Annotated in this window: 26 protein-coding genes and 1 pseudogene; 4 read left to right on the forward strand and 23 right to left on the reverse strand. The window is 65.5% G+C overall.

The genetic code is table 11. The annotated features are described in order from the left end of the window. From BKE38_RS08695 to BKE38_RS08705, 3 genes and pseudogenes are all read right to left on the reverse strand, one after another. A pseudogene (locus tag BKE38_RS08695) lies at nucleotides 1–315 on the reverse strand (zinc metallopeptidase); the annotation flags it as partial. Nucleotides 316–373: 58 nt separating this feature from the next. Then, the gene (locus BKE38_RS08700; protein WP_076956930.1) at nucleotides 374–718 is read right to left on the reverse strand and encodes a cupin domain-containing protein; all 345 of its coding nucleotides are present in this window, start codon (nucleotides 716–718) and stop codon (nucleotides 374–376) included. Between the two features lie 16 nt (nucleotides 719–734). Then, complete coding sequence (locus tag BKE38_RS08705) at nucleotides 735–1,202, reverse strand: YcgN family cysteine cluster protein (protein WP_076956931.1); 468 nt, start codon at nucleotides 1,200–1,202, stop codon at nucleotides 735–737. Between the two features lie 116 nt (nucleotides 1,203–1,318). On the opposite strand from BKE38_RS08705, the gene BKE38_RS08710 reads away from it, so the two are divergent. After that, complete coding sequence (locus BKE38_RS08710; RefSeq protein ID WP_076956932.1) at nucleotides 1,319–1,789, forward strand: MmcB family DNA repair protein; 471 nt, start codon at nucleotides 1,319–1,321, stop codon at nucleotides 1,787–1,789. Between the two features lie 4 nt (nucleotides 1,790–1,793). On the opposite strand, the gene BKE38_RS08715 is transcribed toward BKE38_RS08710, so the two are convergent. From BKE38_RS08715 to BKE38_RS08770, 12 genes are all read right to left on the reverse strand, one after another. Then, nucleotides 1,794–2,150 carry a DUF952 domain-containing protein gene (locus BKE38_RS08715; protein WP_076956933.1) on the reverse strand — a complete coding sequence of 119 codons (357 nt, stop codon included), beginning with the start codon at nucleotides 2,148–2,150 and terminating at the stop codon, nucleotides 1,794–1,796. A gap of 11 nt (nucleotides 2,151–2,161) precedes the next feature. After that, nucleotides 2,162–2,611, reverse strand: coding sequence for a cell wall hydrolase (locus BKE38_RS08720; RefSeq protein WP_076956934.1), 450 nt, complete (start codon nucleotides 2,609–2,611; stop codon nucleotides 2,162–2,164). Between the two features lie 12 nt (nucleotides 2,612–2,623). Further along, the gene (locus BKE38_RS08725) at nucleotides 2,624–2,998 is read right to left on the reverse strand and encodes a hypothetical protein (protein WP_076956935.1); all 375 of its coding nucleotides are present in this window, start codon (nucleotides 2,996–2,998) and stop codon (nucleotides 2,624–2,626) included. A gap of 168 nt (nucleotides 2,999–3,166) precedes the next feature. Beyond that, a complete protein-coding gene (terL, locus tag BKE38_RS08730; protein WP_076956936.1) occupies nucleotides 3,167–4,612 on the reverse strand; it encodes a phage terminase large subunit in 1,446 nt (481 codons plus the stop codon). Next, nucleotides 4,593–4,925, reverse strand: a complete 333-nt coding sequence (locus BKE38_RS08735) for a hypothetical protein (protein WP_076956937.1) — start codon at nucleotides 4,923–4,925, stop codon at nucleotides 4,593–4,595. Before BKE38_RS08735 ends, terL begins: the two co-directional genes overlap by 20 nt. Continuing rightward, the gene (locus tag BKE38_RS08740) at nucleotides 4,922–7,207 is read right to left on the reverse strand and encodes a phage tail fiber domain-containing protein (RefSeq protein WP_076956938.1); all 2,286 of its coding nucleotides are present in this window, start codon (nucleotides 7,205–7,207) and stop codon (nucleotides 4,922–4,924) included. Before BKE38_RS08740 ends, BKE38_RS08735 begins: the two co-directional genes overlap by 4 nt. A gap of 51 nt (nucleotides 7,208–7,258) precedes the next feature. Continuing rightward, nucleotides 7,259–7,699: a hypothetical protein gene (locus BKE38_RS08745; protein WP_076956939.1), complete on the reverse strand. Its 441-nt coding sequence runs from the start codon at nucleotides 7,697–7,699 to the stop codon at nucleotides 7,259–7,261. After that, nucleotides 7,699–9,579, reverse strand: coding sequence for a phage tail protein (locus BKE38_RS08750; RefSeq protein ID WP_076956940.1), 1,881 nt, complete (start codon nucleotides 9,577–9,579; stop codon nucleotides 7,699–7,701). The genes BKE38_RS08745 and BKE38_RS08750 overlap by 1 nt, the downstream gene beginning before the upstream one ends. A gap of 3 nt (nucleotides 9,580–9,582) precedes the next feature. Further along, entirely contained in the window at nucleotides 9,583–10,152 is a 570-nt protein-coding gene (locus BKE38_RS08755) for a phage connector family protein (RefSeq protein WP_076956941.1), read from the reverse strand. An 89-nt stretch (nucleotides 10,153–10,241) separates the two neighbouring features. Continuing rightward, nucleotides 10,242–11,075, reverse strand: coding sequence for a phage capsid protein (locus BKE38_RS08760; RefSeq protein ID WP_076956942.1), 834 nt, complete (start codon nucleotides 11,073–11,075; stop codon nucleotides 10,242–10,244). Between the two features lie 145 nt (nucleotides 11,076–11,220). Beyond that, the gene (locus BKE38_RS08765; RefSeq protein ID WP_076956943.1) at nucleotides 11,221–11,946 is read right to left on the reverse strand and encodes a capsid assembly protein; all 726 of its coding nucleotides are present in this window, start codon (nucleotides 11,944–11,946) and stop codon (nucleotides 11,221–11,223) included. Between the two features lie 8 nt (nucleotides 11,947–11,954). Beyond that, the gene (locus BKE38_RS08770; protein ID WP_420014311.1) at nucleotides 11,955–12,569 is read right to left on the reverse strand and encodes a portal protein; all 615 of its coding nucleotides are present in this window, start codon (nucleotides 12,567–12,569) and stop codon (nucleotides 11,955–11,957) included. Between the two features lie 148 nt (nucleotides 12,570–12,717). Here BKE38_RS08770 and BKE38_RS08775 point away from each other — a divergent pair, with 148 nt between their 5' ends. Beyond that, the gene (locus BKE38_RS08775; RefSeq protein ID WP_076956944.1) at nucleotides 12,718–14,490 is read left to right on the forward strand and encodes a recombinase family protein; all 1,773 of its coding nucleotides are present in this window, start codon (nucleotides 12,718–12,720) and stop codon (nucleotides 14,488–14,490) included. A 139-nt stretch (nucleotides 14,491–14,629) separates the two neighbouring features. On the opposite strand, the gene BKE38_RS08780 is transcribed toward BKE38_RS08775, so the two are convergent. The 4 genes from BKE38_RS08780 to BKE38_RS31345 form a co-directional block, all read right to left on the reverse strand. After that, nucleotides 14,630–15,025, reverse strand: a complete 396-nt coding sequence (locus BKE38_RS08780; RefSeq protein WP_076956945.1) for a hypothetical protein — start codon at nucleotides 15,023–15,025, stop codon at nucleotides 14,630–14,632. A 14-nt stretch (nucleotides 15,026–15,039) separates the two neighbouring features. Beyond that, nucleotides 15,040–15,471, reverse strand: a complete 432-nt coding sequence (locus tag BKE38_RS31340; RefSeq protein ID WP_131829523.1) for a hypothetical protein — start codon at nucleotides 15,469–15,471, stop codon at nucleotides 15,040–15,042. A 96-nt stretch (nucleotides 15,472–15,567) separates the two neighbouring features. Next, complete coding sequence (locus BKE38_RS08790) at nucleotides 15,568–15,930, reverse strand: hypothetical protein (RefSeq protein WP_076956947.1); 363 nt, start codon at nucleotides 15,928–15,930, stop codon at nucleotides 15,568–15,570. A 60-nt stretch (nucleotides 15,931–15,990) separates the two neighbouring features. After that, entirely contained in the window at nucleotides 15,991–16,377 is a 387-nt protein-coding gene (locus BKE38_RS31345; RefSeq protein WP_131829524.1) for a hypothetical protein, read from the reverse strand. A 603-nt stretch (nucleotides 16,378–16,980) separates the two neighbouring features. Between BKE38_RS31345 and BKE38_RS08795 the strand changes: the two genes are divergently transcribed. Further along, a complete protein-coding gene (locus BKE38_RS08795) occupies nucleotides 16,981–17,346 on the forward strand; it encodes a DUF6876 family protein (protein WP_076956948.1) in 366 nt (121 codons plus the stop codon). A 134-nt stretch (nucleotides 17,347–17,480) separates the two neighbouring features. Continuing rightward, nucleotides 17,481–18,698: a hypothetical protein gene (locus BKE38_RS31925; RefSeq protein ID WP_165694149.1), complete on the forward strand. Its 1,218-nt coding sequence runs from the start codon at nucleotides 17,481–17,483 to the stop codon at nucleotides 18,696–18,698. 202 nt (nucleotides 18,699–18,900) lie between these two features. On the opposite strand, the gene BKE38_RS08805 is transcribed toward BKE38_RS31925, so the two are convergent. The 4 genes from BKE38_RS08805 to BKE38_RS08810 form a co-directional block, all read right to left on the reverse strand. Continuing rightward, on the reverse strand, nucleotides 18,901–19,173 hold the full coding sequence (locus tag BKE38_RS08805; protein WP_076956950.1) for a hypothetical protein: 273 nt from the start codon (nucleotides 19,171–19,173) through the stop codon (nucleotides 18,901–18,903). Beyond that, nucleotides 19,170–19,571: a hypothetical protein gene (locus BKE38_RS31355; protein ID WP_131829527.1), complete on the reverse strand. Its 402-nt coding sequence runs from the start codon at nucleotides 19,569–19,571 to the stop codon at nucleotides 19,170–19,172. Before BKE38_RS31355 ends, BKE38_RS08805 begins: the two co-directional genes overlap by 4 nt. Before the next feature lie 96 nt (nucleotides 19,572–19,667). Next, nucleotides 19,668–20,384 carry a hypothetical protein gene (locus BKE38_RS31360; RefSeq protein ID WP_131829528.1) on the reverse strand — a complete coding sequence of 239 codons (717 nt, stop codon included), beginning with the start codon at nucleotides 20,382–20,384 and terminating at the stop codon, nucleotides 19,668–19,670. After that, a complete protein-coding gene (locus tag BKE38_RS08810) occupies nucleotides 20,385–21,824 on the reverse strand; it encodes a DEAD/DEAH box helicase (RefSeq protein ID WP_131829529.1) in 1,440 nt (479 codons plus the stop codon). Nucleotides 21,825–22,449 lie beyond the last annotated feature (625 nt).

The following is a 22,449-nucleotide window of genomic DNA, read 5'->3' on the forward strand; positions in this document are numbered from 1 at the left end:
GTCGTGCAGGATCGCATGCGGGATGTCGCCGACCGGCAGCGCGGTCCCGGGCGCCAGCGCCAGGGCCGGGCCGAGCGCCGCCAGCCGCCCCGCCACCCAGCCAGCATGGCGGCGCAGCAAGGCAAGGCCGGCGCGGCGGGTGCCCTCGGGCGGCAGGGTGATGACCACGGCGCCGCTGGCCGCGTCGATCCGCAGCGCCACCAGGCTGGCGCGGGCCGAGCGCCGCCAGCGCAGCGGGCAGGCCAGCGCCGCGGCGCCGGGATGGGCGCGCAGCTGGACGGTCTCGGGCGGCGGCGCGGGGGCCAGGTCGGTCATCGCCGGCTCCCCGCTGCTGCGGAGGCCTCGCCCCATCGGGGGCGAGGCGCCCGGGACATCAACCCGGGAAAGCCTTCAGCTCGATCTCGACGAAGCTGAAGGGGCTGGTGCCGGCATTGACCACGTTGTGCTCGGCCCCCGGCGGACGCTCGTAGGAGACGCCGGCGGTGATGCTGGCGGTCGCCGTCTTGCCCTCGGGCAGCTCCAGCAGCATCTCGCCATCGGTCACCGGCACCACGACATAGGCCCAGCCATGGCGGTGCCAGCCGGTCTCGGCGCCTGGCGGAAAATCCCAGCGGGTGACGCGCATCGCGGCATTGTCGATCTGGAGGGTGGCGACCGCGGGCGGGCGGCAGCGCAGCGGCTCGGAACTGTCCTTGCCGCCCTGGAAAACATCCTGCATCAGACTCTACTTCCCCTCAGCCTTTCGGCCCTTCGCTCGGCCACTCTCCGGGCCAGTCGACCACGTGATCCTCCAGATCGCCGGCCGCGCGCTCGGAGACGGCGCGGCCGCGGACGGAGGCGCCGGAACTGTGCACGGTCGAGGGGTCGCCGGAAACCAGGGGATGCCAGTCGGGCAGGTCTTTTCCTTCCGCCACCAGCCGGTAGGCGCAGGAGGGCGGCAGCCAGTCGATCCTGGCCAGGCGTTTCGGCGTCAGCTTGACGCAGTCGGGGACGTGGTCGCGGCGGTTGGCATAGTCGCGGCACTGGCAGCTGGTGGTGTCGAGCAGCCGGCAGGCCACCTCGGTCCAGGCCAGCGCCTCGGTGTCCTCGTCGCGCAGCTTGTGCAGGCAGCAGCGGCCGCAGCCGTCGCACAGGCTTTCCCATTCCGACCGGGTCATGGCCGTGAGGGTCTTGGTCTTCCAGAATGGCAGTTCGGCGCCCATGCGGGTTTCTAGGCGAAACCTGCCGGCGACTGAAATGCCGGAAGCGCATGGGAGGCGGAATCTGCGGCCGGCCAAGCTTGACGTGCCCCGGAACGGAGGGCGAACATGGGCGCGCCATGCTGGATCTTTCCCCTCCCGAGCGCACCCTGAAGGTCTGCCGCGCCGCCGCCCGGCTGTGCGGCCGGCTGGGCTGGGCGCCGGTGCTGGAGGTGCCGCTGCCGACCGGCCGCCGCCTCGACATCCTGGCGCTGCTGCCCGACGGCGATTTCGCCGCCATCGAGGTGAAGAGCTGCGCCCGCGACTTCCAGACCGACGCCAAATGGACCGAGTATCGCGACTGGTGCGACCGGCTCTACTTCGCGGTCGACCTGGATTTTCCCCAGTCGCTGCTGCCGGAGGATGTCGGGCTGATCGTCGCCGATGACGGCGAGGCGGCGATCCTCCGCCCCCCCGCCGAGCACCGCCTGGCGGCGGCGCGGCGGAAGTCGCTGCTGCTGCGCTATGCGCGGCTCTCGGCCGGGCGGCTGCAGGGGCTGCTGGACCCGACGGGGGCGGCGGAACTACGCGCCTCGCTGCGGGTCGAGTAGCGCCTCAAGGGATTTCCGGCGGGAAGTGGTGGGTGCCGTCGGGCTGCAGCGGCAGCGGCATGGCCCAGGCGACGGCCGCCAGCGGCAGCGGCCCGTAGAGGTGCGGGAACAGGCCGGGGCGCGAGCCGCCCGCCGCCGGTTCCCAGCGCAGTGTCACGCCAAGGGCCTCGGCCTTCGCCGCCACCAGCCACAGGTCGGGCTGGCCGGCGCGGTGCTTCGCAGCACTCGCCCGCAGCTGGTCGGCCGTGGAGAAGTGCAGGAAGCCGTCCCGGGCGTCTTCGGCGCTGCCGCGGTAGAGGCCCATCGCCCGGGCCTCCTGCCAGTCGTCGTCCCGGACCATGGTGTAGATGATGGGCTGCATGGCCCGGAGGCTTAGCCGGGTTCGAGGCGGTAGAACAGCATCGCGCCGATCTCGGCCTGGGGCGGGCGGCCGACGGCCCAGGGCGGCAGCTCGTCGACGCCATGGGCATGGGTCGCGCCGCCGGTCGGGTCCTGCAGCGTGCCGCTGGCCGCGCGGGCGGCGATGCGGCGGCAGATCGCCAGGCCCGGATCGCCCGAGGGCACCGCCAGCATCACCGCGTGGCGGATGTGGTTGCGGTTCCAGCAGCTGAACTGGAAGGGCGCGCGGCAGATCGCCGACAGCCCGCGGCCCCAATGAGCGGTGCCGGCCTCGGCCAGGCGGACGCGGTTCATGATGGTGGCGGCCAGGGCCTCGATGGCGCGGACCGGGCGGGTGCCGGCCTCGGCCCAGAGGGTCAGCGCCAGCACCTCCTGCGGCGGCAGGGCATGGGCGGCGGCCGGGATCATGGCATGGCTCGACATGACGGTCCTCCCTCAGTTCCGGTCTTCGGAATGCCAGCCGCGCAGGGGGGCCTGCATCGGCTGGGCGGCCTGCAGGGCCTGGGCGGCCGTCGCCGCGCGGGCCACGGCGTCGAGCTTCTCCTCGATGCGCAGCAGCTGCCGGCTCAGGCGCTGGTCGACGTCGCGGATCAGCGACAGGGGGACGTAGGTGCGGGCGACCTCCAGCTTGAAGGCGGCCAGCTCGTCGCGGGTCCGCGCCAGGGCGCCGGCATCCTGCGGCGGGGAGGTCTCCTCGGGGCGGTCATGCAGGTGGCGGCGCAGCCCGTGCATCATCCAGAACAGCAGGGCGAGCATCGGCGTCTGCGCCACGGCAGCCAGGGTTTGCGGTTCCAGGTCGAAAGGCGGCATGCGGACCTCCTTCAGGGGGACGCGCGCAAGGCCGGCGGCAGGCGCCGGCCGCGGGTGGTTTCTCTCGAGGTTGTCGGGGGATCTCGGCGGAGCGGCGGACGCAGCTCGGGCCTTGATGCGGGCATCCTGCCGCGACGCTCGTTGCCGATCAAGAACAAAATAAGAACGTCAGAGACCCCGCCAACCCGGGCCGCGCGGCGCGGGCGGGGCGCCGGGCAGGCGGACGGGCTCGGCCAGCAGGCAGCCGGCGACGGCATCCAGCGCGTCGTCACGCAGCCCCGCGGCATCGGGGCGCCATTCGGCCAGCTCGGTGGCGAAGGGGCCGTCCAGCACGGTCGCATGGGCGAAGAGCTTTCGCGCCGCCATCAGCGGGTCGAAGCCGGCCAGGATCCTGTCCTGCTTCGGGCGATGGCTGTGGTGCTCGACGACGGCGCAAGGAGCGCCGGCCCGCGCCATCTCCCGCCGCAGCAGGGCGGGCAGGAAGCGGCCGATGCCGTTGGTCTCGACCCGCACCACCGGCAACAGGAAGGACCGCGCCAGGGCCGCGACCGCCCGGCATTGCTGGGTGGCGGGGTCGTCCGCCGCCTCGGGGTCGTGGGTCAGGTAGAGCAGGCGGTGCAGGTAGTGGTGCCCTTCCGCATCGGCGAAGCAGGCGGCCAGCACGCTGCCGTCGCCACGGCCGGGGCGGCCATAGGCCGGGTCCCAGAAGCCGCCGCCGGAGACCATCCGCCGCCCGAGCAGCTGCAGCACCGGCCGGCCGAGCGCCTCGCGATAGTCGAGCTCCTCGCGGTAGCGGATCAGCAGGGCGGGATCGAGCCGCGCCGCGCCGCCGGCCATCGGCCGCAGCAGCATCTGCCGGCCGAAATGCAGGGGCCCGACGCGGTCGCGCAGCTGCGCCACGGAATCGAGGGAAAAACGCTGCGGCCAGGCGCTGCGCCCCGCGGCATTGAGCAGCGGCACGACCAGCCGCCGGTACCCTGCCAGGAAGGGCTTTTTCCCGTCATCCGCAGAAGGCGCGCGGTAGAGGCTGTCGGCGCAATGCGGCGTGCCGACATAGAGGATCGTGCCGCCGGGCGTCAAAACAAATTCGGTCTCGGCCAGGCGCTCGCGCAGCGCCTCGCGCTTGCCCGGAGTGTCGCAATTCCCGGCGACCTCGACGTCGTCGCAGATGATGACGTCGGCCCGCGCGCCGGTGATGTTGCCGAAGAGCCCTGCCGCCAGCATCGACGGATCGCGCAGCGCGCCGCGGCGGGCGACGGTGAAGCGGTCCACCGCCCAGGCCTCGGGCGCCGGCGGCACCAGCCCGGCGCAGAGCGGATGGCGCTCGACGATGCGGCGCACCGTCGCCACCATCTTGGTCGCCAGCGGCAGGTCGGCCGCCAGCACCAGGATCCGCGTCTCCGGCCAGCGCGCCAGCAGCCAGGCGCAGTAGAGCCCGACCAGCGTCGACTTGCCGCAGCCGCGGAAGGCCATCAGCAGCAGCCGGGTGTCGCCCCCCGCCCGCCGCGCCTCGAGCCAGCGCAGGATCCGCCGATGCACCGCCGGCGTCCCCTGCCCTGCCTCGCTGTTCCAGATCCAGACGAATTCGCTGAGCTCAACCGGATGCTCCGTCATCGGAAGCTTGGTCCTCCTCATCGCCGTCGTCGGGCGGCGCGGCGAGGGCGCCGCGTGCCTGGCGCAGCAGGGCCTCGGCCCGGGCCACGCCATCCTCCTCGCCGGCCGCGGCGGGGCCGGCGAGCTTCAGCAGATGCTCCAGATGCGCCAGCGCCGATTTGGCGGCGGCATGGTGGGCGGCGAAGGCGCGGGCATCGTCATGCGCGCCGGGGGCCGGGCCGCGGGCGACGAAGGCGCCGTAGTCGTCGACCACCCGCTGCACGACCGTCTCCAGGCTTTCCAGCCCGGGTGGCGGTTTCTTCGGACGCTTCATGCCTTCACCGCCCGCACCCGGATGGTGCCGGCCGCCAGGTCGATGGCGTCGGTGTGGCGGTTCCAGGCGGTCACCGTGATCAGCCCGTCGGCGCCGACATTGGCGTGGAAGACGATGCCCGTCGTCGGCCGGCTGAAGGCGGCCTGGACGAAGTCGCCGGTGTGCACGCCGGGCACCGAGACGCCGATCTGCGCCGAGCCGCCGGCAGCGATGCTCGGCGGGTCCCAGGCGAGCTCGGCCACCAGCTCGCGCTTGCCATGCGGCAGGTTGGGCTGGCCGTAGAGCAGCGGCGGCGCGAAACCCGGGTCGCAATAGAGGCGCATCGCGCGCACCTCGTAGTCGCGCGCCAGCCGGGCGACGCCGATGATGGCATAGGCCACGCCGTCGCCGACCCGCAGCGTCTGCAGCCGGGTCAGACTGGCATCGGCATTGTCGGCATTGCCCTGCCACCAGCGCGGCGTCTCGGCCCAGGCCATCGACATGCCCGAGGCGCGGACCTGCGCACCATGCAGCGGCTCGGTGATCAGGGTCATCGCGGCATCGAAGCACTGCACGATCAGCCGCGGCTCGTCGGCATCGACGGCGAGGGCGAATTCCTTGCAGCTGCGCGTGTCGACGACGAAGCCCAAGGCCCGGCCGCCGGTCAACAAAACCCCCGAATCTGTCAGGGTGTAATTGTCCAGCGCCTTGAAGGAAAACTGGGGCAGAGTGGTCGGGCTGCCGGAGACATTGGTGGACAGCGCGGCCAGCTTCTCGAAGCCGGTCTCCGTCGCGCTCCAGCGGATGGCGGCGGCGCGCAGGTTCGGGATGTCGCCCACCAGCCGCAGCGCCTCGCGATGGCCGACCGCCTGGTGCAGCGCCCGCACCACCGAGCCGACACGGGTGGCGGTCGCGGCATAGTCGATCGAGACATTGTAGCCCTGGCTGGCCCAGGCGACCTCGTAGACATGGTCCTGGGCGCCGGCGGTGTGGCGGGCGACGAAGGGATCGCAGCCTTCCATGCGCATGCCGTAGACCATCACCGCGCGGCTGTTCACCTGCATCAGGAAGGGAATGCCGGTGCAGGGCTTGTCGCGCGACTGCAGCTCGAAGGCGGGGCCATGGAAGACGTGGCGGTTGTGCGCGACATAGGCGCCGGGCTCGGCCGAGAAGCGCACGCCGTAGCGGTCGCGATCGACATTGACCGACTGCCCATGCGCGAAGTGGCCGCCGTAGTAGCGGACGGACGTGTTCCAGGCGCCCGCCGTCTGGGTGCGCACATCGAGGCCGATGCCGTTGTTGACGATGCGGCCCAGATGGATGTTGCTGTCCTCGACGCCGCGCTCGACGCCCAGGCTGCGGATGCCGATGGTGAAGCCCTCGACCTGGCGAACCTCAACCACGCAGGAATCCAGGTTGCGCAGCAGCACGCCGATGTCGCGCTCGTCCAGCCAGTCGGTGATGGTGGCGCGCAGCACGCGGATGCCGTGGAAATACTTGGCCTGGTTGCGCACCGCGGCGCCGTCGCCGATGGTCAGCGCCGTCTCGCCGCCGGGGCCCGCGTAGAGAATGCTGCCCCGCATCACCAGCCCCGCCGAGGCGCCGGGGAAGACCAGCGGGATCGTCGTCCGGTGCGTGCCCTCGCCGATCTCCAAAAACTTGCCGGAGGCGCCGGCGGCGGCCATGGCGGCCTGCAGCGCCGGCCCGTCATCGGTGACGCCGTCGCCCATGGCGCCGAAGTCGCGCGCCGTCAGCCGCTCGGCCAGCTTGTCGGCGATGCTGCGCGGAATGGCGCCGCCGAAGGGCGCCTGCATCACCGGGTCGCGCGGCAGGGCGGTGGCATTGCCCAGCGAATCGAAGCCCAGCACGCGGTTGGCGCGGCCCGCCTTGTCCGGCAGCACCAGCGACGCGGGCAGGTCGTTGGGCGAGGCCCGCAGCGTGCCGGTCAGCTCCTCCCGGAGTTCCTGGGTGAAGGCGACCTGGCGGTCCAGCTCCTCGTTCAGCGTCGCCGCGCGCAGCAGCCCGTTCGGCTGGAAGTCGGTGATGCGCTGCACCGGCAGCACGCGGCGCAGCAGCAGCCGGCTGCCGGCGGCAGGGGCCACCGCCAGCGTCACGCTGCCGCCGTTGGAGCTGCCGGCGCCGCTGACCGCATAGGCCGAGGCCGGCTGCGCCACGCCGTCGATGCGCAGCTCCAGGTCGCTCGCCTCGAAGATCGGGAAGGGATAGACGAAGACGGTCTGCGCGCCATCCGCCGCGTAGTGGACACGCGGCGCGATGTCGCCGATGCGGATATGCTCGGCCATGCGGATCTCTCTTGCGGAAGGGTGGCGGGGACGGCGTCAGCCGGGCGGCGCTTACTCGAGCAGCGAGCGCAGCGCGCCGCCGAAGCTGTTGCCGGCGCGCAGCCAGGTGGTCAGCGACCCGTCGGCGTTCAGCAGCGAGCTGCGCCCGGCCGCCATCCGCGCATCAAAGCGGTCGGCGCTGTCGGCAGCGGCCTCGGCGGCATCCTGCTGCAGGCCTGCGGTGATCGCCGCCGCCGAGCCCTGGTCCGGGCTGACGCCGGCCGCCGCCAGCCGGGCGCGGGTGGAGGCCATGGTGCGTTCCAGCGCCGCCTCGCGTTCCCGGGTGTCGGTGGCCTGCTGGGCGGCCAGCTGCTGCTGCCGGGCGGCCAGCGTCGCCGCCTCCTGCTGCGACTGCGCCTTGGCCTGGGCCGCCTGCGCCTGGCCCTGGCGCACCGTGCCATAGAGCGAGGCGCCGGTGCCGATCAGCGTGGCGATGGGGGCGAGCTGGGCCATCAGTCGGTCATCCTCGTCTCGGTGGTGACGGAAAGCAGCGTCAGCGGCAGCGGCGTGTCGCCCTCGATGCGCCAGAGCGGCTGCAGGGTGTCGCGCCGCCAGCCGAAGCCGCGCAGGGTGACGTCGCCGGTGAAGCGCGGGGCCACCGCATCGAGCAGCGCGGTGTCGAGGCGGCGGAACGGCACCGGCTGCAGCCCGCGGCCGAGATCGACGGACAGCGCCGCCGTCTCCAGCAGGCGGAAGCCGGCCGCGACCAGCCGCAGCGGCCCGCTGCGCGCCCCGGCCGCGCCGCCCAGCTGCGGCGGCAGCGGCTCGATCACATGGGCGAAGCCGAGGCCGACCTGCAGCGCGAAGGCCTCCGGATCGATGCTGACGCTATCGGCGCCGACGCTGGCCGTGCCGCGCGGCGCGCCATCGGCCACCACCTGCACCACGCGCCCGGCGAGGTGGCCGAGCCCGGTCCAGGTCGTCTGCGCCACCGCACTTCCGCCGGTCAGCCCGGCATCGACGGCCAGCAGCGGGTCGAAACGTTCCAGCCGCACGCTGCCGTCGCGGTCGACGGCGCACCAGACGGTGCCGTCGATCTCGGCCAGCGACAGGAAGCGGCCGGCGGTGTCCTGCCGCGTCCAGGCGGTCACCTGCTCGGCGCGGTAGAGGGTCAGCGTCGCGAGCCACCCGCCGTTCATCGCCACATGCAGCAGCCGCCGCGTCTGGTCATAGGCCATGGCGACCGGCGCCTGCACCAGGTGCCGCGCCACCAGCGCCAGGTCGTTCGCCTGATAGGCCTGGGCGACATCCGTGTAGGCATATTCATGCACCGCCTGCCCCGACCGCGCGACGAAGATGGTGCTGCCGTCGACATCGACGGGCGCGATGCTGCGCGCCACCGGCGAGCCGATCCGCGTCTGCCGGTGCAGCTGGATCGAGGAGGGCGTCATCGGGTCGCCGGTGACCATCCATTCGGCGCCCGAGGTGAAGACCTGCAGGTGCCGCCCCGAGAAGACGGCGCGGATGGCGTTGACCTGGTCCGACAGCAGCCCGAACTCGATCGCCTGGTCATCCAGGCCGCTGCCCAGGTCGAAGTTGAACAGGTCGCCGGAGCGCGACAGCCACAGCCGGTTCGGCAGGTCGCGCGCGCCGCCGAGGACCAGCCGGTCCTGGTGGAAGCAGGCGCTGGCCGGCCAGCCGCGGGCGCCGCTGAAGGCAGCCTCGTCCCAGTCGGTGGTCGGCGCCGTCGACGGCAGGGTCTCTGCCAATTGCGCCGTCGCCGTGGTGGTGGAGGTCACCGACGACACCACCAGTCGCTTGCCATGCAGCCGCATCGCCGCGCCGACATGCCCCGGCTGGAAGAAATCCCCCGTGCAGGTCAGGGAAATGTCGCCGTCGGTGCCGCTCGGGATCATCGCGATCCCCGGCGGCAGGAAGCGGAAATAGGGAAGAAAAACCCAGTCCCAGCCGGCGATGCTCCAGCTGGTGTGGCTGGTGCGGGTGACCTTCTGCGGCGGCATCTCGGGATGCAGCAGCAGCAGCGTGTCAGCGCTCTGCGTCCAGGCCATCTGGTCGAGCATCGCCGCGGTCCAGGGCGCCGGGAGGCTCGCCACCTCGGCATCGCCCATGAAGACCTGCAGCCGCTGATGCGTCAGCGCCAGCAGGTAGGTCTGCTCGGTGTTGAACTCGAAGGCCACCAGCCGCGCGGCGCCGGGCAGCACCGCCACATGCCGCAGCCCGGGCCGGCGCGTGACCCCGCCGGTCGGCTCGATGAAGACATTGCGCAACCGCCGCGCCCCGTTCTCGAAGGCGCGCAGGTCGCCGCGGCCCAGCAGCTGGTCGCTGAGCTCGCCCGCGGTGAAGCTGGTCTTGATGCTGCGGCCGGCGGCCATCGCTCACCCCCTTGCCGTGATCAGCGGGAAATCCTGCAGCGCCCGCGTGGTCTTCTGCTGGCTGTCGACCAGCCGGGCATGGCGGAACTCCGCCTCCGCCAGGCGGTGCAGCATCTCGGCGCGGCTGCTGCTCTCGGTCAGCGGGATGCAGAACTCCGCCGCCAGCCGCGTCGCCAGGGCAGAGGCGAAGAAGGCGGGAAACACGCTCTCGTCGGGGCGAAACAGATAGGTCAGCGTGACGCGCGGCGAATCGGCATGCAGCCGGTTCTCCTGCAGGCGGTACAGCAGGCCCCTGCCCGCGCCCTCGCCGCCCGCCGACAGCACCCGCAGGAAATCCGCGGGCAGCTGGAACGCGTAAGAAAAGTCCGCGACGGGCACCGCCAGCAGGCGCGGCAGGTCCATCTGGCCCGAGGCGAAGCTCCAGGGGTGCGAGGACAGCATCGCATCCCGCACCGACGGATACAGATTGGCCGCCACCTCCGCCTCGGCGCTGCCCTCCTCGAAGGACGCCACAGGCTGCGCGCCGATCTTCAACAACGCCCGCGAGCACAGGACCAAAGCGGATAACGGCATCGGCCTTCTCCTCAACAGACAAAAAAACACGAGAGGGCTCCGCCCTCTCGCGCTCTCCCGCCAGGAAACTGAGTTTCCTGGACCTTCCATTATTCGAAGCAGCGCATGCGGACGACGCCGGCCGGGTCGATCAGGACGGCGCCCTGGCTCATCATGTTGTTGACGAAGTACGCGGCGCGATCGCCGTGCCAGGTGAGATCGGTGGTGATCTCCTGGGCGACGGCATGGCCGATGGCGGTCTTGTGGTAGAAATAGCAGAAGCGCAGGTCGCCGCTCTTGGTCAGGCCCGAATGCGGCATCCAGGTCGCGCCCAGCCAATGCTTCACCTGCGTGCCCTTCCAGGGCAGCTCGCTGTCGCCGACATACTGCGTGTTGGCGAACTCCTCGATCTGCATCAGCTCCGACCACTGCTTCCAGCCGACGACCGCGAAGCGCCCGCCATCGTCGGGCACGTCGGCGGCGCCCAGCATCTCGAAGGCCAGCAGCACCTTCGCCTTGGTCAGCCCGTCGGTGTCGGTGGTGCCGGCGGCGGTGTCGGTCGCCTCCTCGGTGCCGGCATCGAGCGCCGCGATCACCAGCTCGTCGGTCTTGCGGCCCAGCGCATAGGCCCCGGCGGCGGCGACCACCTGGCGCTCGTCGACATTGGTCTTCAGCTCGTCCAGCCGGTCGATCCACTCGCCGGCATAGTAGTCCTGCAGGAAGCATTCGACGGTGGAATGCGCCAGGTTCATCACCGGCACGGCGCCGTTGCGCGCCTTGGCGGCGGCGATGCCATGGCCGACGATCGGGAAGACGGTCGAGGCGCCGCGCACCCCCGTCTTGCTGCGCACGGTCGGGCGCAGCTTGCTGCCCTGCCGCTGATAGGCCTCGTGCACCTCGGACTCGAACTGCTTGATGAAGACCTGGTCAATGGAACCGGACATGCGGTGTTCCTTCGCGAAGCATCAGGTTTCAGGGGTCGTCATCCCGGGCGTGCGGTTCTCCGCCATGACAGGCGGCCGCGCAGCGCCAGGCAGGCCGCGGCGCCCACGAAGGGGTTGCGCCGCGGAAATCTCGGCGGCCGGGCCTTCAGCCCTGGCCGAACAACTTGCGGAAACCGTCGGTGACGCGCTTGACGTATTCCGGCTCGCGCGAGCGCCAGTAGCGCGGGTCGCGCATCATGCGGCGCAGCGCCTGCTCGTCGATCGCCTCCGGCGGCGCGGCATCGCGCGCCAGGCTGGGCTCGCCCTTCTGCATCATCCGGTGCAGCGCCAGCACGCCCTCGGCCGTGGTCGACAGCGCCTCGAAGACGCTGTTCGGCAGGTTCGCCTTGCCCCAGCTGGCGATCTGGCCGGCGATGCGCTGGAAGCCCTCGGCGCCGCCGAATTCCTGCTCCAGCTTGGCGCGCTGCTTCTGCGCCTCGTAATCGGCCGCGGCCTCGGCGATCAGCGGCAGCAGCCGCTCGGCCGCCAGGTCATAGACCAGCTGCACCTGGGCGCAGGTGAAGCCGGCCTCGTGCAGCCGCTTGTTGATCTCGGGGTCCGAGCCGCAGAGCGGGTGCTTCTCGTCGACCTCGTATTCCTCCGGCGCGGCGGGGACGCCGAGCGCCCGGCGGAAGCGGTTGCGCTCCTCCTCCGGCGCGTCCTCGCCGGGCGGCACCAGCCGCTGCGACAGGCGCTTCTCCAGCTCGCGATAGGATTTCAGCAGCGCCTCGATGCGCAGCGACTTGCTCTCGCTGTCCCAGAACTTCTCCGGGATCGCCTCGGGACGGGCCTCGTCGCTCTCGGGCGCGGGGTCCAGCAGGTTCTCGGCCATGCGGCGTCTCACTCCTCGGCGGGGGTCAGGATGCCGGCCGGCGCGGCGAGCGCGCGGGCCAGGTGGCGGGTGGCGGCGGCAAGGTCCAGCTGCGCCGTCGCCTGCGGGCCCAGCGCCGCCACCGCCTGCAGGAACAGCAGCGTGTTGGAGGCGTCGGCACGGCCCTGGACCCGCGCCAGCGGCGAGTCGTAGGTCAGCCGCACCTCGCGCCCGTCCAGCAGCAGCGGCGGCACCTCGCCGCGGCGGCGCAGGATCGCCAGGCAGCGGGCGACCAGCGGCGTCAGCAGCTCGGCCTGCAGCCGGCCATAGGTGGCGCCCAGCAGGCGGGCGGTCTCGGCACCGCGCTCCAGCACCTCGGTCGCGGTCATGCTGGGCTGGCGCGGGGCGGACAGCCGGTCGGCCAGCAGCGCGGTGCGGATCCGCGTGCGCAGGTCGGTCAGCACCAGCTGCGAGATGTCGAAGTTCCCCGGCGCCGCCAGCGGCGTCAGCCCGGCCGAGCCCGGCGCCTTCGGGATGATGGCGCCCGGCACCAGCTGGACGGTGGCCGGGTTCAGCACGCCGTCATCCTCGGCCTGCCAGATGCCGGTCGCCGCGATCGACGCGTTCTTCAGCACCAGCTCCACCACCTTGTTTCTTTTAGTTCGCAGCCCTGTGTCTGTTGCCTTTTCAGTGCGTTAAGGATACTTCAGCACAAAGCACAAGCCTGTGTATTTGCTGCTCTGCCGGGTAGAAGCTAGGGAGCTTATTCCGGATTCAGAACGGATTAGAGTGATGAAACGTATTGCCTTCTCCTACATGCGGTTCTCCTCGCCAGAGCAGGCACGCGGCGACAGTCTTCGGCGTCAGATGCAGAAGGCTGAGGAGTACGCTGCGCAGCAGGGCTGGGACTTAAATCGCGATCTGCGGGATGAAGGTGTCTCCGCATACAGCGGCGCTAACCTGAAAGGCGCGTTCGGCGGCTTTCTCAGAGAAATTGAGAGCGGCAACGTTCCGCGCGGAAGCATCCTGATTGTCGAGTCGCTCGACCGTCTGTCCCGTGCTCATCCACTTGACGCGCAGGCTCAGTTCCACGTTCTGCTAAAAGCTGGCATCGAGATCGTCACCCTTACCGACAGGCGGCACTACACCTGGGAGAGCGTAGCAAAAGAACCAACTCTACTTCTTGGTTCCATCATGGTCATGATGCGCGCCCATGAGGAGAGCGCAGTTAAGAGCCAGCGCATCAGGGAGAGTTGGGCCAACAAACGCGCTCGCATGACTGAGCATAGGGATAGCCCCCTCACCGCCGTATCTCCCAAGTGGTTAAAATGGAATGCTGAGGCAAAGAAGTGGGACCTAGTTCCAGACCGAGTCGCTGTGCTGCGTCGCATCTACAACATGACCGCCGAGGAGGGTCTCGGCATGGCGACGATAGCCAAGATCCTTAACCGCGAGGGGGTCCCCACCTTCACCGGTCGCACGCTCATCGAAGGTGTCACCCCTGGCTGGCAGCCAGCCACAGTGGGTCAGCTGTTGCAGCGACGGAGTGTCCTAGGTGAATTCCAGCCGCGCATCTCCGTCGCCCCCGGCAAGTTCAAACCCGACACGTCCGTGCCTGTCATCCGGGACTACTTCCCCCAGGTGATAAGCTTCGACCTGTTCAACCGGGTCCAGGCCGTTCGCCTGCAGAACGACAAGACCGGCAGCGGCCGCAAGGACACGCGGCACGGAAACATCTTCCGAGGCAAGGTCTTCTGCGCCGAATGCGGCTCTGTCGCGCGCTCCCGGTACGGCAAACCCCTGAAGAGCGGCGACCAGTACAACTACTATGTGTGTGCCGGGGCTCAGCGCAGTGCCGGGGAATGCACTAACAAGACGCACATCGATATCGACGTTATCGAGCAGGCGGTGTTCCAGGGCCTGAGGGCACGTCTCCAACTGGTGAAGAGCAAGCGCACCAATGGGGCCGAGGTCGAGAAGATCGCCGAGCAGCTGGCAGCCCTGGGGGAAGAGCACGGTCGCAAGCTTCGCCGCTTCGACACGCTCAGCGAGATGCTGGACGAGGAAGAAAGCGAGTCCATCCGCAAAGCTTACCGCGAACTTAGCCGCGAGCTTGATGGCTGGGACGCTCGGCGTGCCGAGCTGGAGAAGCGCCTCTCTGTAGCGCAAGGCTCCGGAACCATTGGCGAGATGATCGCAGAGGCGGATGCCATCATTGCGGAGGCTAGGAGCACCGACCGAGAGGTACGGCTACAGGCGCGCAACCGCCTCATGGTCTTCATGGCTTCGATCATCGGCCGGATCGACATTTACCCGGATAGAACGGCTCACGTTGTCCTGGCCGACAACAGCTTCCAATTTAACGTGGTCAAGGGCCAACCCACCGAATTGGCTTGGAAGCTCGACGGAGCAGAGGAATGGACCGTGCTCCGGGCGGACTACACCCATGCGACGCTGACTGAGGCGGATGGTGAGGCCGGCCTCCGCCGCCCGAGGGCGCACACCGGCTCCTACAAGAGGGCCGCGAACAGCTGGCCCTACCGACGGTCTGACGCGGCCGACTGACACTCCATCAAACTAAGCTGCTGACAGTATACCAATTTCGCCCGCCTTAGACAGAAAGCGAAAAACCCGGCCAGCCTGTAGGGCCCGCCGGGTCGTGTGTCAGGGAGATGTCTCCACTCGCCTTATATAGGTGTCATGGTCAGCCCCAGGTCAGCTTGAAGAGGGTCGCCAAGTCGGCGTCCGCGAAGACAAAGTGCGTCTCCTCTTCCGACTCTGGATTCGGATCTCTGAAGCTGTGGAACGTCGAGGGGTCGCCTTGGCTGGAACACCAGGCCATCCGCTCCAGGGCTTCATCCGAGTCGTCTGGAAAACCCGCCACCGTGACGAGGTGGTGCTTTCCCTGAGTCTGCTGGATTTGAGCCCGGATGTTCTTAAACATCCACTCCCGAATTTCTGCGCAGTGATGCCCGTCCCACCGGATGCCGTTTAGCTCCAAGTCATAAGCCCAGCTCCGTAGCTCCTCCACGTGGAAGCGGATCATCGTTGCAGACAGCTCGTGCCGTTCAGCCGGATCATAGGCCGGCACGCCCAGCATGGGACGAGGCGCTGTCACTTCGCCAACTCCACCTTGCCGTTGCCGACCCTGAAGTTCAGCTTACGCCCCTCGATGTAGCTGGCTGGATACCCAGCTTCCTGCACCGCTGCGATCACCAGCAGCTTCACCACCGCCTCCAGCTTGTGCTGCCACTTCATGCGCTGGTTGAGCAGCGACTCGGCCTTGTAGAAGGCCATCGTACGCTTCTGCGCCTTGCTGTAGCCGGCGTACGCCTCAGCGATGGCTTTGTGGCGAGCCTCGTAGTCACCTGCCCTGATCTGGCGCACCAGAGCCGGCGTCAGACGCTTCATCAGGTCAGCGCGCTCGGCCGGACTGTTTTTCCAATGCCGTGAAAAAGCGAACTCATACTCGGGTAGCGTTAGCTCAACCATTAAGGAGAGACCGGTCGCGGTGGTGAACGTTGCGTTTACGATATTTTTAATCATGGAAATTGCTTCGAAGGAACGGCCACCGTCCACCGGTGGCGCGAGACAGGGGGTTTGGTCTGTCGATCTGAAGAGGGGCTTTCACCCCCGCTTCGCTTACTCACCGGTGAAGGTCAGCTTGAAGAGGACGGCGTCCGCATGATCGCGGAAGTGGTAGACGTCCCACCACGCGTCTGCCTGCCGAACATCCGTTGCGCCTGGGCCGCTGCACCCCAGACCAAAACGAACGCGGCGCCAACGGCCTTCTGACTGGCTGCATTTGAACTGGCGCTTGCACCAGCGGGTACGGTCGTAATGCCCGCCCCCTTGCTCAGGCCAAGGTAGGGCGACGATGTGGGGGAGGCTGACCATCTGGGCTTGTGCCCGGTGGACCAAGCCTAACTGTCGCCGATGAAAGTCGTGCCAAATTGGGTGGTCGATGAGGCTGAATTGCTTCGCAATCGAATCGATATCAAGCATGGGTGAGCATTCCTGGGACCAAGCTGGTCGTGGTTCTGAGCTGACAGATTTTGCTTGCGGTTATAGAGCGCTATGGTTCGCTAATGTGCGCCGCCGCTCGGCTTCGTTCTGCTTTGCCAGTTCGTCGGCAAAAATCGGCCTCGCTGATATACGATCAGCAGCCACCTCTAGGACCGCGCCGACCGCATTCGGGAACTTACGCGCAATACCGAAGGCCTGAATAGCTGCACCGGCCAGCTCAAGTGCAGTAATACTGAGCGTGGAGTCCGGTAGACGATTGCGGAGGACCATAGAGCGAAGCTCGTCTTTAACGGCCTCTAGCTGGCGCAACTTCTTTCCGGACAGCTGAATAAGATCAGAGCCTGCGCTTAGCAGCGCGGGGAGACTCGCATCGAAGCGGGCCAACGTGCGCTGGTCGGCAATGATAACGACATGGAACGGAGACATAGGCAGGGCACCCTATATAGCGAGGTGCTGTGCATAACTGTGGCTGAGGAAACCTCGCTGGCACACGGCATCATGCACAGCTTCCCCCAAGTTGAGGAAAGTTGTCTGATGCCGGGGCCCACTCCCGACGACTTCCCCCATTTCTCCGGGTTCAGTCCTTGCCGCTCTCATTGCACGGCCTTAGCGGCTGCCTTGCAGGCACACCGCGCCCTTTACCCAAAACCGGCCGAGTCCCGTATCGCGCTAGGCAAACGAGTTAGCTCTCGCTAGCCACCTAAGCGCAGACCACATGGGGCCGCTTTGGAGCCGACCCTGACGCGTTTCCGCGTTGCAGGTCTGGTAAGTGACAGCATTTCTGCTGCCGATGTTTTCAACCCCCAACAGCTAAGCCGGAGGCAAGTGGGACGGTATGTCTGCCATAGTCCTCGGTACCCGGTCAAGCCCTATTTTGAGGGTCTGCAAGGGGCCGCTGTGCCCCTGCGCTCCGGCGGGAGTGTCGAGGGTACAGCCGCCCTGCCCTCCCCCTGTACGGGCCGGAATGAGCGGCTGACAGGCTCATCAGACGGAGCTTGATAGCAAGGCGGCCAACAAGGGAGCCGCCCCATGTCCGACCTCCAGACTGAGCTTGCTCACTTCACCGGCACAACGCGCTGGTACCGTCTCGACCGGCGGATGCTTTTCACCGATGGCGTAAAGCACCTGGCCGACAGAGCGAACTGCTACTGGCTGCTTCAGCTGATCGGGTCATTCCAACACCTGCAGGAGGTCAAGCGAGAGACTTGGCAGAGCTGGAAGCTTACCGTCACGCCGGACAAGGAGGCGCTGATCGTCATGACCAATGGCCGAACGCCAAAGACGATTGTCGAGCGTCGTGTGGAGTACACGGACTTCCCACTGCGCGAGATGACGCTTTGGGTTGAGGAGGGTGACGGCGAGCAAATGGTGATCCTGCTCCCGTCCGAGCACTGAGCAGGAGGCGATAGCAGCGGTCGCAGAAGGGACGGATGCCTCGCCTAATGTCCTCAACGGCTGCCACAACGCACCCCCTCAAATTCCTAAAGTTGCATGAGCTGGACAGACAGTGTTCAAGTGAGAAAATTTTGGTGCGAGGATCCATGTTCGGCTTTTTTTCTAGCAGACGAAATAGAATTATAGATTCGTACTTGCTAGCAATGATCCGGTCGGGTAAGCAAGAAATCGATGTTCCCGAATTATATTTCGAAGCTGCATGCCGTTATGCTCTAGATAATGGAGGCAAGCTTTATGACGACATGCGTGACTCTATTATCTTTGATAAAGTTTTTCATGGAGAAAATTACTCGATTTTTTTTCACATTGGCCGAAGAGGCAAAGGAACAAACATCACCATCAACAAGCAGCCGTCAGCTTACGACATAGTCCACGAAGATATTCTTGCGACCGTGGAACGGGGCAAACAAGCTATTGCCCAAGGCCGCGCCAAAAATCGAACGAATCAAGCAGACGCGGACCCGCGAAGCTCGTCTGCACTTGCTGAGGCCACTCGTGCTGAGGCCACTCGTGCTGAGGCCGCTCGTGTTGAGGCCGCTCGTGTTGAGGCCGCTCGTGCTGAGGCCGCTCGTGCTGAGGCCGCTCGTGCTGAGGCCGCTCGTGCTGAGGCCGCTCGTGTTGAGGCGGCTCGTGTTGAGGCGGCTCGTGTTGAGGCGGCTCGTGCTGAGGCCGCTCGTGTTGAGGCCGCTCGTGTTGAGGCGGCCCGTGTTGAGGCGGGTCGTGCTGAGGCGGCTCGTGCTGAGGCCGCTCGTGTTGAGGCCGCTCGTGTTGAGGCGGGTCGTGCTGAGGCGGCTCGTGCTGAGGCGGCTCGTGCTGAGGCGGCTCGTGCTGAGGCCGCTCGTGTTGAGGCCGCTCGCCGTGAGCAGCGTCAAATACATGCCGAGCATCCCGCATCCGCGCCTACGCAATCAGCTTCAGTTTTCCGCCACCACGTTTTGGAAAGCCTTCGCAGCCGCAAGGTAACAAAGTTCGAGTTGGCCGCAGCGCAGGAGTTCCTTAGCTTCTTTGCCGAACGTGCAACACCAGTGCCGCCCAAGATAGAGGAGCATGACGCACGTCTGATCTGCTTCGGCTTTTTCGACCTCAACGGTACGGGCATCATTCTAACGCTAGCGGTGCTAGTCGGTAATGAGGCGACCATCTACGTCGCTGGAACCTTGCCTGTGCCTCAGGGGGAACTTCCTACGAGTTTCCTCAGGGCAAATGCGCAAGAGCTCTCCGCATTTTTGGAAGATAGATTCTCCGAATTTCGAGACTCTGTTGTTGTGCACATCGTCGATCGGAAAGGCTAGTAGTCTTACAAGCGATACTTTGTGCGCATCGGGCTACTTGCCCGGGCCTATGGTCGGAGTAAGAAGGCAGCATGCTGAGATGGCGGCTGCCGAAATGTCCGCTCGAAAACTCATCCCACGCAGATTGTAGCAGTAGCATAGGCGCCAGCTTTGACTGCCGCCTATGCGATGGATCCCCTTGCCTTTAGAGGCATCCAAGCGGTCAGCCGAATGTCAGTCTAAAAAGCATCGCGACGTCGCGTTCGGGGAAGACGATTGTTAGACCTGCCAGGCCCCAGGGTGTTCCCTGGCTGAATTCGTAGCTGCGGCAATCCGTCTCCTCGAGCCAGTCGAAAATGGCGTTGTAGACCGGATCGCCGATGTGCTCAGAGCTGATGTGAATGACGATCCAATCGTCCTGTGTCGAGAAAAATGGAAATACCATCTCCCACTCAGGATCGCCCTTTTTCACCACACGGACGTTCACCGAGTTCATCGTGCGGATAGTTTGCTGAACAGATCAGCCAGCTTTGTGGCGGCCGCTGCTAGCTCGCGGAATGCGTCTGGCACAGCCTGCTCAACAGCATCAGCAGCTGGAACAGCGACGGGTTGTGCGGAGGGCATCACCTGCACCGGCCCGGTCTGAATGCTGCGAGCAGCGCTGTCGCCCAGAGGGATGGCGTGAAACGCAGACGGCACATTGATGCCGCGAAACTTCGCGTTCCTGATAATCCAAACGCGGCGGGCTTCGGTGATAGTGTTGGCTGCCTGAAGGGACTTCAGGGTGTCGAGAGGGACGTTCTTGTATGCCTCAAGCACGCGGTCATCCTTGATTACGGCAGCATGAAGTTTGTTTAGCAGTTCTTGTACTAACGGGTTTACGACGTTCTCCATGGCAATCTCCGTGACCGCAAAGCTTGATCGCTCTGTCTGTTCTCAAAGATATTTAATGGAGAACGCCGAAATCCGCGCTCAAACGGGTCTGTTTCGTTAGCTCTTGCGGATGTGCGTGGTGTAGCCGTGCTCACTTAATTCCGGCACGCTGCTGCTATGAACGCGGCTTTGCAAGATCAGGGAAGCTGCTTCAAGCCCAATGTCATTCCACACCAGCCACACGAGCGTATTTCCCAAGGCAGGCTTGCCTTCGCACTGCCGGTCGGCTTCTGCGTATAGAGGGCTGAACACGTAACGCGCGTTCCGGTCGTCAGGAGCAGCGACAGTGTCCTTGATGTAGCTCCCCGCCAGCTGCTCGTAGCACCAGTCGTTCCATCCTCGTGTTGCACAGGGAAGCATCTTGGACATCGCGATTTCAAAGCCACGAAAGCAGAGATTGTAAGCGGCCAACTGCGGAATGCTGAGGCGGCCACGTACACTGTTGTCATTCTCGTAGATCTCTAGCTTCGCGGTAAACGGTCGCATCAGGAAGCCGGGCAGCCGAACAGTATCCGGACGCTGCGGGTTGCTTATCGTTTGTCCTTTTCCCAGCAGGGCGCCGCTTTCAATCGCCTGCTGCATTGCTCGTGCATAAGTTGGGTCTTGATACAACTGATTGTCTGGATCAAAATCGGTAACGGGCACCTTGCTCACATTCTGAGCCTTCAACGTCCCCTCGATGATCTCCTTGGCAATCTGACGGGCCTCCGCATCAACAGCGGCTTGCTCCTGCTTTGCCAAAACCTTCTTCCTGACCTCATCCATTTTCTTCATTCACTTTACTCCTAGGTTGGCAATCTTCTTTGCTTCATAGCGCTCACGGTCCCGCTTTGCGCGATTGGCTTTTTTGACCTCATCCGGCAAGCGAGGACGACCAGCGCCGCGCGCTGTGAATTCCACCTCGGGCAGCTGGCTCATCTGCGAGTTGGGGAACACTGCCTGGAAATATTCAGCGTGCTGTCGAGTTGGAACGACGATCTTCGCCATGCCGCGGTATGTCCGATCCCGCAACGCGATGCGCATGGCACCCTGATAGTAGGCCAGGAAGTTTCTGGCGTAGTCGATGTCGTTAGGCGAGATACGCAACGCCTCAAAGAAGGGATAGCAGTTGTCGTCCATGTTGTACGCGCCGAACAGCGCCACGCCGGTAAGATGCTCGTACTCGGTGTTGATGCCGTGCGGCCTGTTCGGGATTCGGTTTTCGTCTGGTAGCCCCAGCCTGTAGGAAACGTCCTTGTTGTCCATCCAGCCAAATTCACTGCCGTCGAACAGCTGATCTACAGCCGCAGCGTAAGCCGCGACGCGAGTGGTTTTTCCGTCACGCGGGTCTAGCTTGACCTTCGAGCGAGTGCCGTATCTGAAGCCATCATCGTAGGCGTAATAGATCTCGACCTGATGCCCATTGGTATGGCTGCTGTTCGATACCTGGCCGCCGAGCCTTGGATGGTTGGTCATGCCAAGGCCCAGCCGATCCCACAGCATTGCGTGGAGGCTGCGTTCGTAGAAAGCGCCCATGAAGGTCACGCTCTCATAGCCGCGCAGCACATCGCCGTTGATCACGGTGTGGAAGCGCGTTTGCAGCGGCTCCTTTTCAGCTAGGAGGTCGTCCCATTCAGTTCGTAGAACCAGCACCATACGGCTGCTGTCGAGCAGCGCAGAGGCCAGCTGAACGAGCGGGGTCCATAGCTGATCCTTCATTCCCTTATCAGCGATCTGGCGGAGGTATTCCCGACTGCTCTTCTTGGCTGTCAGATGCAGAACAGCTTCGAATCTAGGTAGTTCGCTTGATCGCACATGGCTGGTTATCTGTGCATGGCTGTAGGGCATACTGATTGGGAATGTCTCATACACGTTCATCTCTTCGTCGTAGAAGACTGTTATGCCACGTCGCATGTTTCCTGGGATGCGCTTGAACGCTTCGTGCGTGATCAGCAGCGCCGTTGGAAGGCCGGCGGTGGATGAGACAAGAACCTGCGTCACTCGATCATGCACTGACTGGCTATCATCTTCCGTGCCATACAAAGCAATCGGCTTGATCTTGATACCGGCCGCTTGGAGGAACGAGGAGAGACGGCGTTCCGTCTGCTTCAGCAACTTGATGGTGGGAAAGGCGAGGATAACGTGCTTGCCCTGGCGCATGAGATCGCATGTCTCTTGGCAGGCAGCATCGGTTTTGCCAGCTGCGGCTGGTCTTGAAAAAATGTAGGTAGGCATGGAGGTACTCTTTCTTTTTGTCTTTGCTCTTGCGGGTGTCGGCCCGAGGGGTGCGCTCTCATATGTCGGTGGTGAACAGAGAGAAGAAACTGTCCGACATATTTTGAGCAAAGCGCCAGGCTCATGACTTCCTGACGAACTCTCTGTCCACGTGACTACTTATATTAAATTCACAGAAATAGAACAATAAAGAACCTGAATGTCAGGCAGACATTTGTGCTTGGGCGATGCACTGGTTTGCCAACACTCAGAGAGTGTCAGCCTACGGCTTCAAATCTCTCTTTACCCAAATGGATGAAGCAACAGTGAGTAGATGGATCATCCAGCGAATAAGGCGTAAGCAAGAAGCAATTCATGGAAGCCCATGACGAGCTGTCGCTAATCCATCAGATGGCATAGCCATCGAGCCGTATTGGGATCACTCATCCAAGTGGATTGCTTTTCGCCCTTGGCGATTAATCCATCTGTAGAGTTGAGTTCTCACCCCTTTCTTTTTTACTAATAAGATAAAACGTGAACAACTAGCAGCTAGCTCGTGAGTGCTGGCGAACCCACGGCCGAACCTTCATCGAAGGATCTTTCCTTTAGCAGATCCAAGGAAAGCGAATGACGCAGGGGCAAGGCG

The organism is Teichococcus deserti (genome assembly GCF_001982615.1).
GTDB lineage: Bacteria > Pseudomonadota > Alphaproteobacteria > Acetobacterales > Acetobacteraceae > Pseudoroseomonas > Pseudoroseomonas deserti.

Bases quoted from the DNA above. Each gene is read 5' to 3' on its own strand.
- BKE38_RS08700 (WP_076956930.1), bottom strand. From the start codon at position 718: ATGCAGGATGTTTTCCAGGGCGGCAAGGACAGTTCCGAGCCGCTGCGC.
- BKE38_RS08715 (WP_076956933.1), bottom strand. From the start codon at position 2,150: ATGCAGCCCATCATCTACACCATGGTCCGGGACGACGACTGGCAGGAG.
- BKE38_RS08775 (WP_076956944.1), top strand. From the start codon at position 12,718: ATGAAACGTATTGCCTTCTCCTACATGCGGTTCTCCTCGCCAGAGCAG.
- BKE38_RS08780 (WP_076956945.1), bottom strand. From the start codon at position 15,025: ATGCTGGGCGTGCCGGCCTATGATCCGGCTGAACGGCACGAGCTGTCT.
- BKE38_RS08805 (WP_076956950.1), bottom strand. From the start codon at position 19,173: ATGAACTCGGTGAACGTCCGTGTGGTGAAAAAGGGCGATCCTGAGTGG.
- BKE38_RS08810 (WP_131829529.1), bottom strand. From the start codon at position 21,824: ATGCCTACCTACATTTTTTCAAGACCAGCCGCAGCTGGCAAAACCGAT.
- BKE38_RS08755 (WP_076956941.1), bottom strand. From the start codon at position 10,152: ATGCCGTTATCCGCTTTGGTCCTGTGCTCGCGGGCGTTGTTGAAGATC.
- BKE38_RS31345 (WP_131829524.1), bottom strand. From the start codon at position 16,377: ATGTCTCCGTTCCATGTCGTTATCATTGCCGACCAGCGCACGTTGGCC.
- BKE38_RS08790 (WP_076956947.1), bottom strand. From the start codon at position 15,930: ATGCTTGATATCGATTCGATTGCGAAGCAATTCAGCCTCATCGACCAC.
- BKE38_RS31360 (WP_131829528.1), bottom strand. From the start codon at position 20,384: ATGAAGAAAATGGATGAGGTCAGGAAGAAGGTTTTGGCAAAGCAGGAG.
- BKE38_RS08725 (WP_076956935.1), bottom strand. From the start codon at position 2,998: ATGCCGCCTTTCGACCTGGAACCGCAAACCCTGGCTGCCGTGGCGCAG.
- BKE38_RS08750 (WP_076956940.1), bottom strand. From the start codon at position 9,579: ATGGCCGCCGGCCGCAGCATCAAGACCAGCTTCACCGCGGGCGAGCTC.
- BKE38_RS31340 (WP_131829523.1), bottom strand. From the start codon at position 15,471: ATGATTAAAAATATCGTAAACGCAACGTTCACCACCGCGACCGGTCTC.
- BKE38_RS08760 (WP_076956942.1), bottom strand. From the start codon at position 11,075: ATGTCCGGTTCCATTGACCAGGTCTTCATCAAGCAGTTCGAGTCCGAG.
- BKE38_RS08740 (WP_076956938.1), bottom strand. From the start codon at position 7,207: ATGGCCGAGCATATCCGCATCGGCGACATCGCGCCGCGTGTCCACTAC.
- BKE38_RS08765 (WP_076956943.1), bottom strand. From the start codon at position 11,946: ATGGCCGAGAACCTGCTGGACCCCGCGCCCGAGAGCGACGAGGCCCGT.
- BKE38_RS08720 (WP_076956934.1), bottom strand. From the start codon at position 2,611: ATGTCGAGCCATGCCATGATCCCGGCCGCCGCCCATGCCCTGCCGCCG.
- BKE38_RS08795 (WP_076956948.1), top strand. From the start codon at position 16,981: ATGTCCGACCTCCAGACTGAGCTTGCTCACTTCACCGGCACAACGCGC.
- BKE38_RS08705 (WP_076956931.1), bottom strand. From the start codon at position 1,202: ATGGGCGCCGAACTGCCATTCTGGAAGACCAAGACCCTCACGGCCATG.
- terL (WP_076956936.1), bottom strand. From the start codon at position 4,612: ATGACGGAGCATCCGGTTGAGCTCAGCGAATTCGTCTGGATCTGGAAC.
- BKE38_RS08735 (WP_076956937.1), bottom strand. From the start codon at position 4,925: ATGAAGCGTCCGAAGAAACCGCCACCCGGGCTGGAAAGCCTGGAGACG.
- BKE38_RS08710 (WP_076956932.1), top strand. From the start codon at position 1,319: ATGCTGGATCTTTCCCCTCCCGAGCGCACCCTGAAGGTCTGCCGCGCC.
- BKE38_RS31355 (WP_131829527.1), bottom strand. From the start codon at position 19,571: ATGGAGAACGTCGTAAACCCGTTAGTACAAGAACTGCTAAACAAACTT.
- BKE38_RS08745 (WP_076956939.1), bottom strand. From the start codon at position 7,699: ATGGCCCAGCTCGCCCCCATCGCCACGCTGATCGGCACCGGCGCCTCG.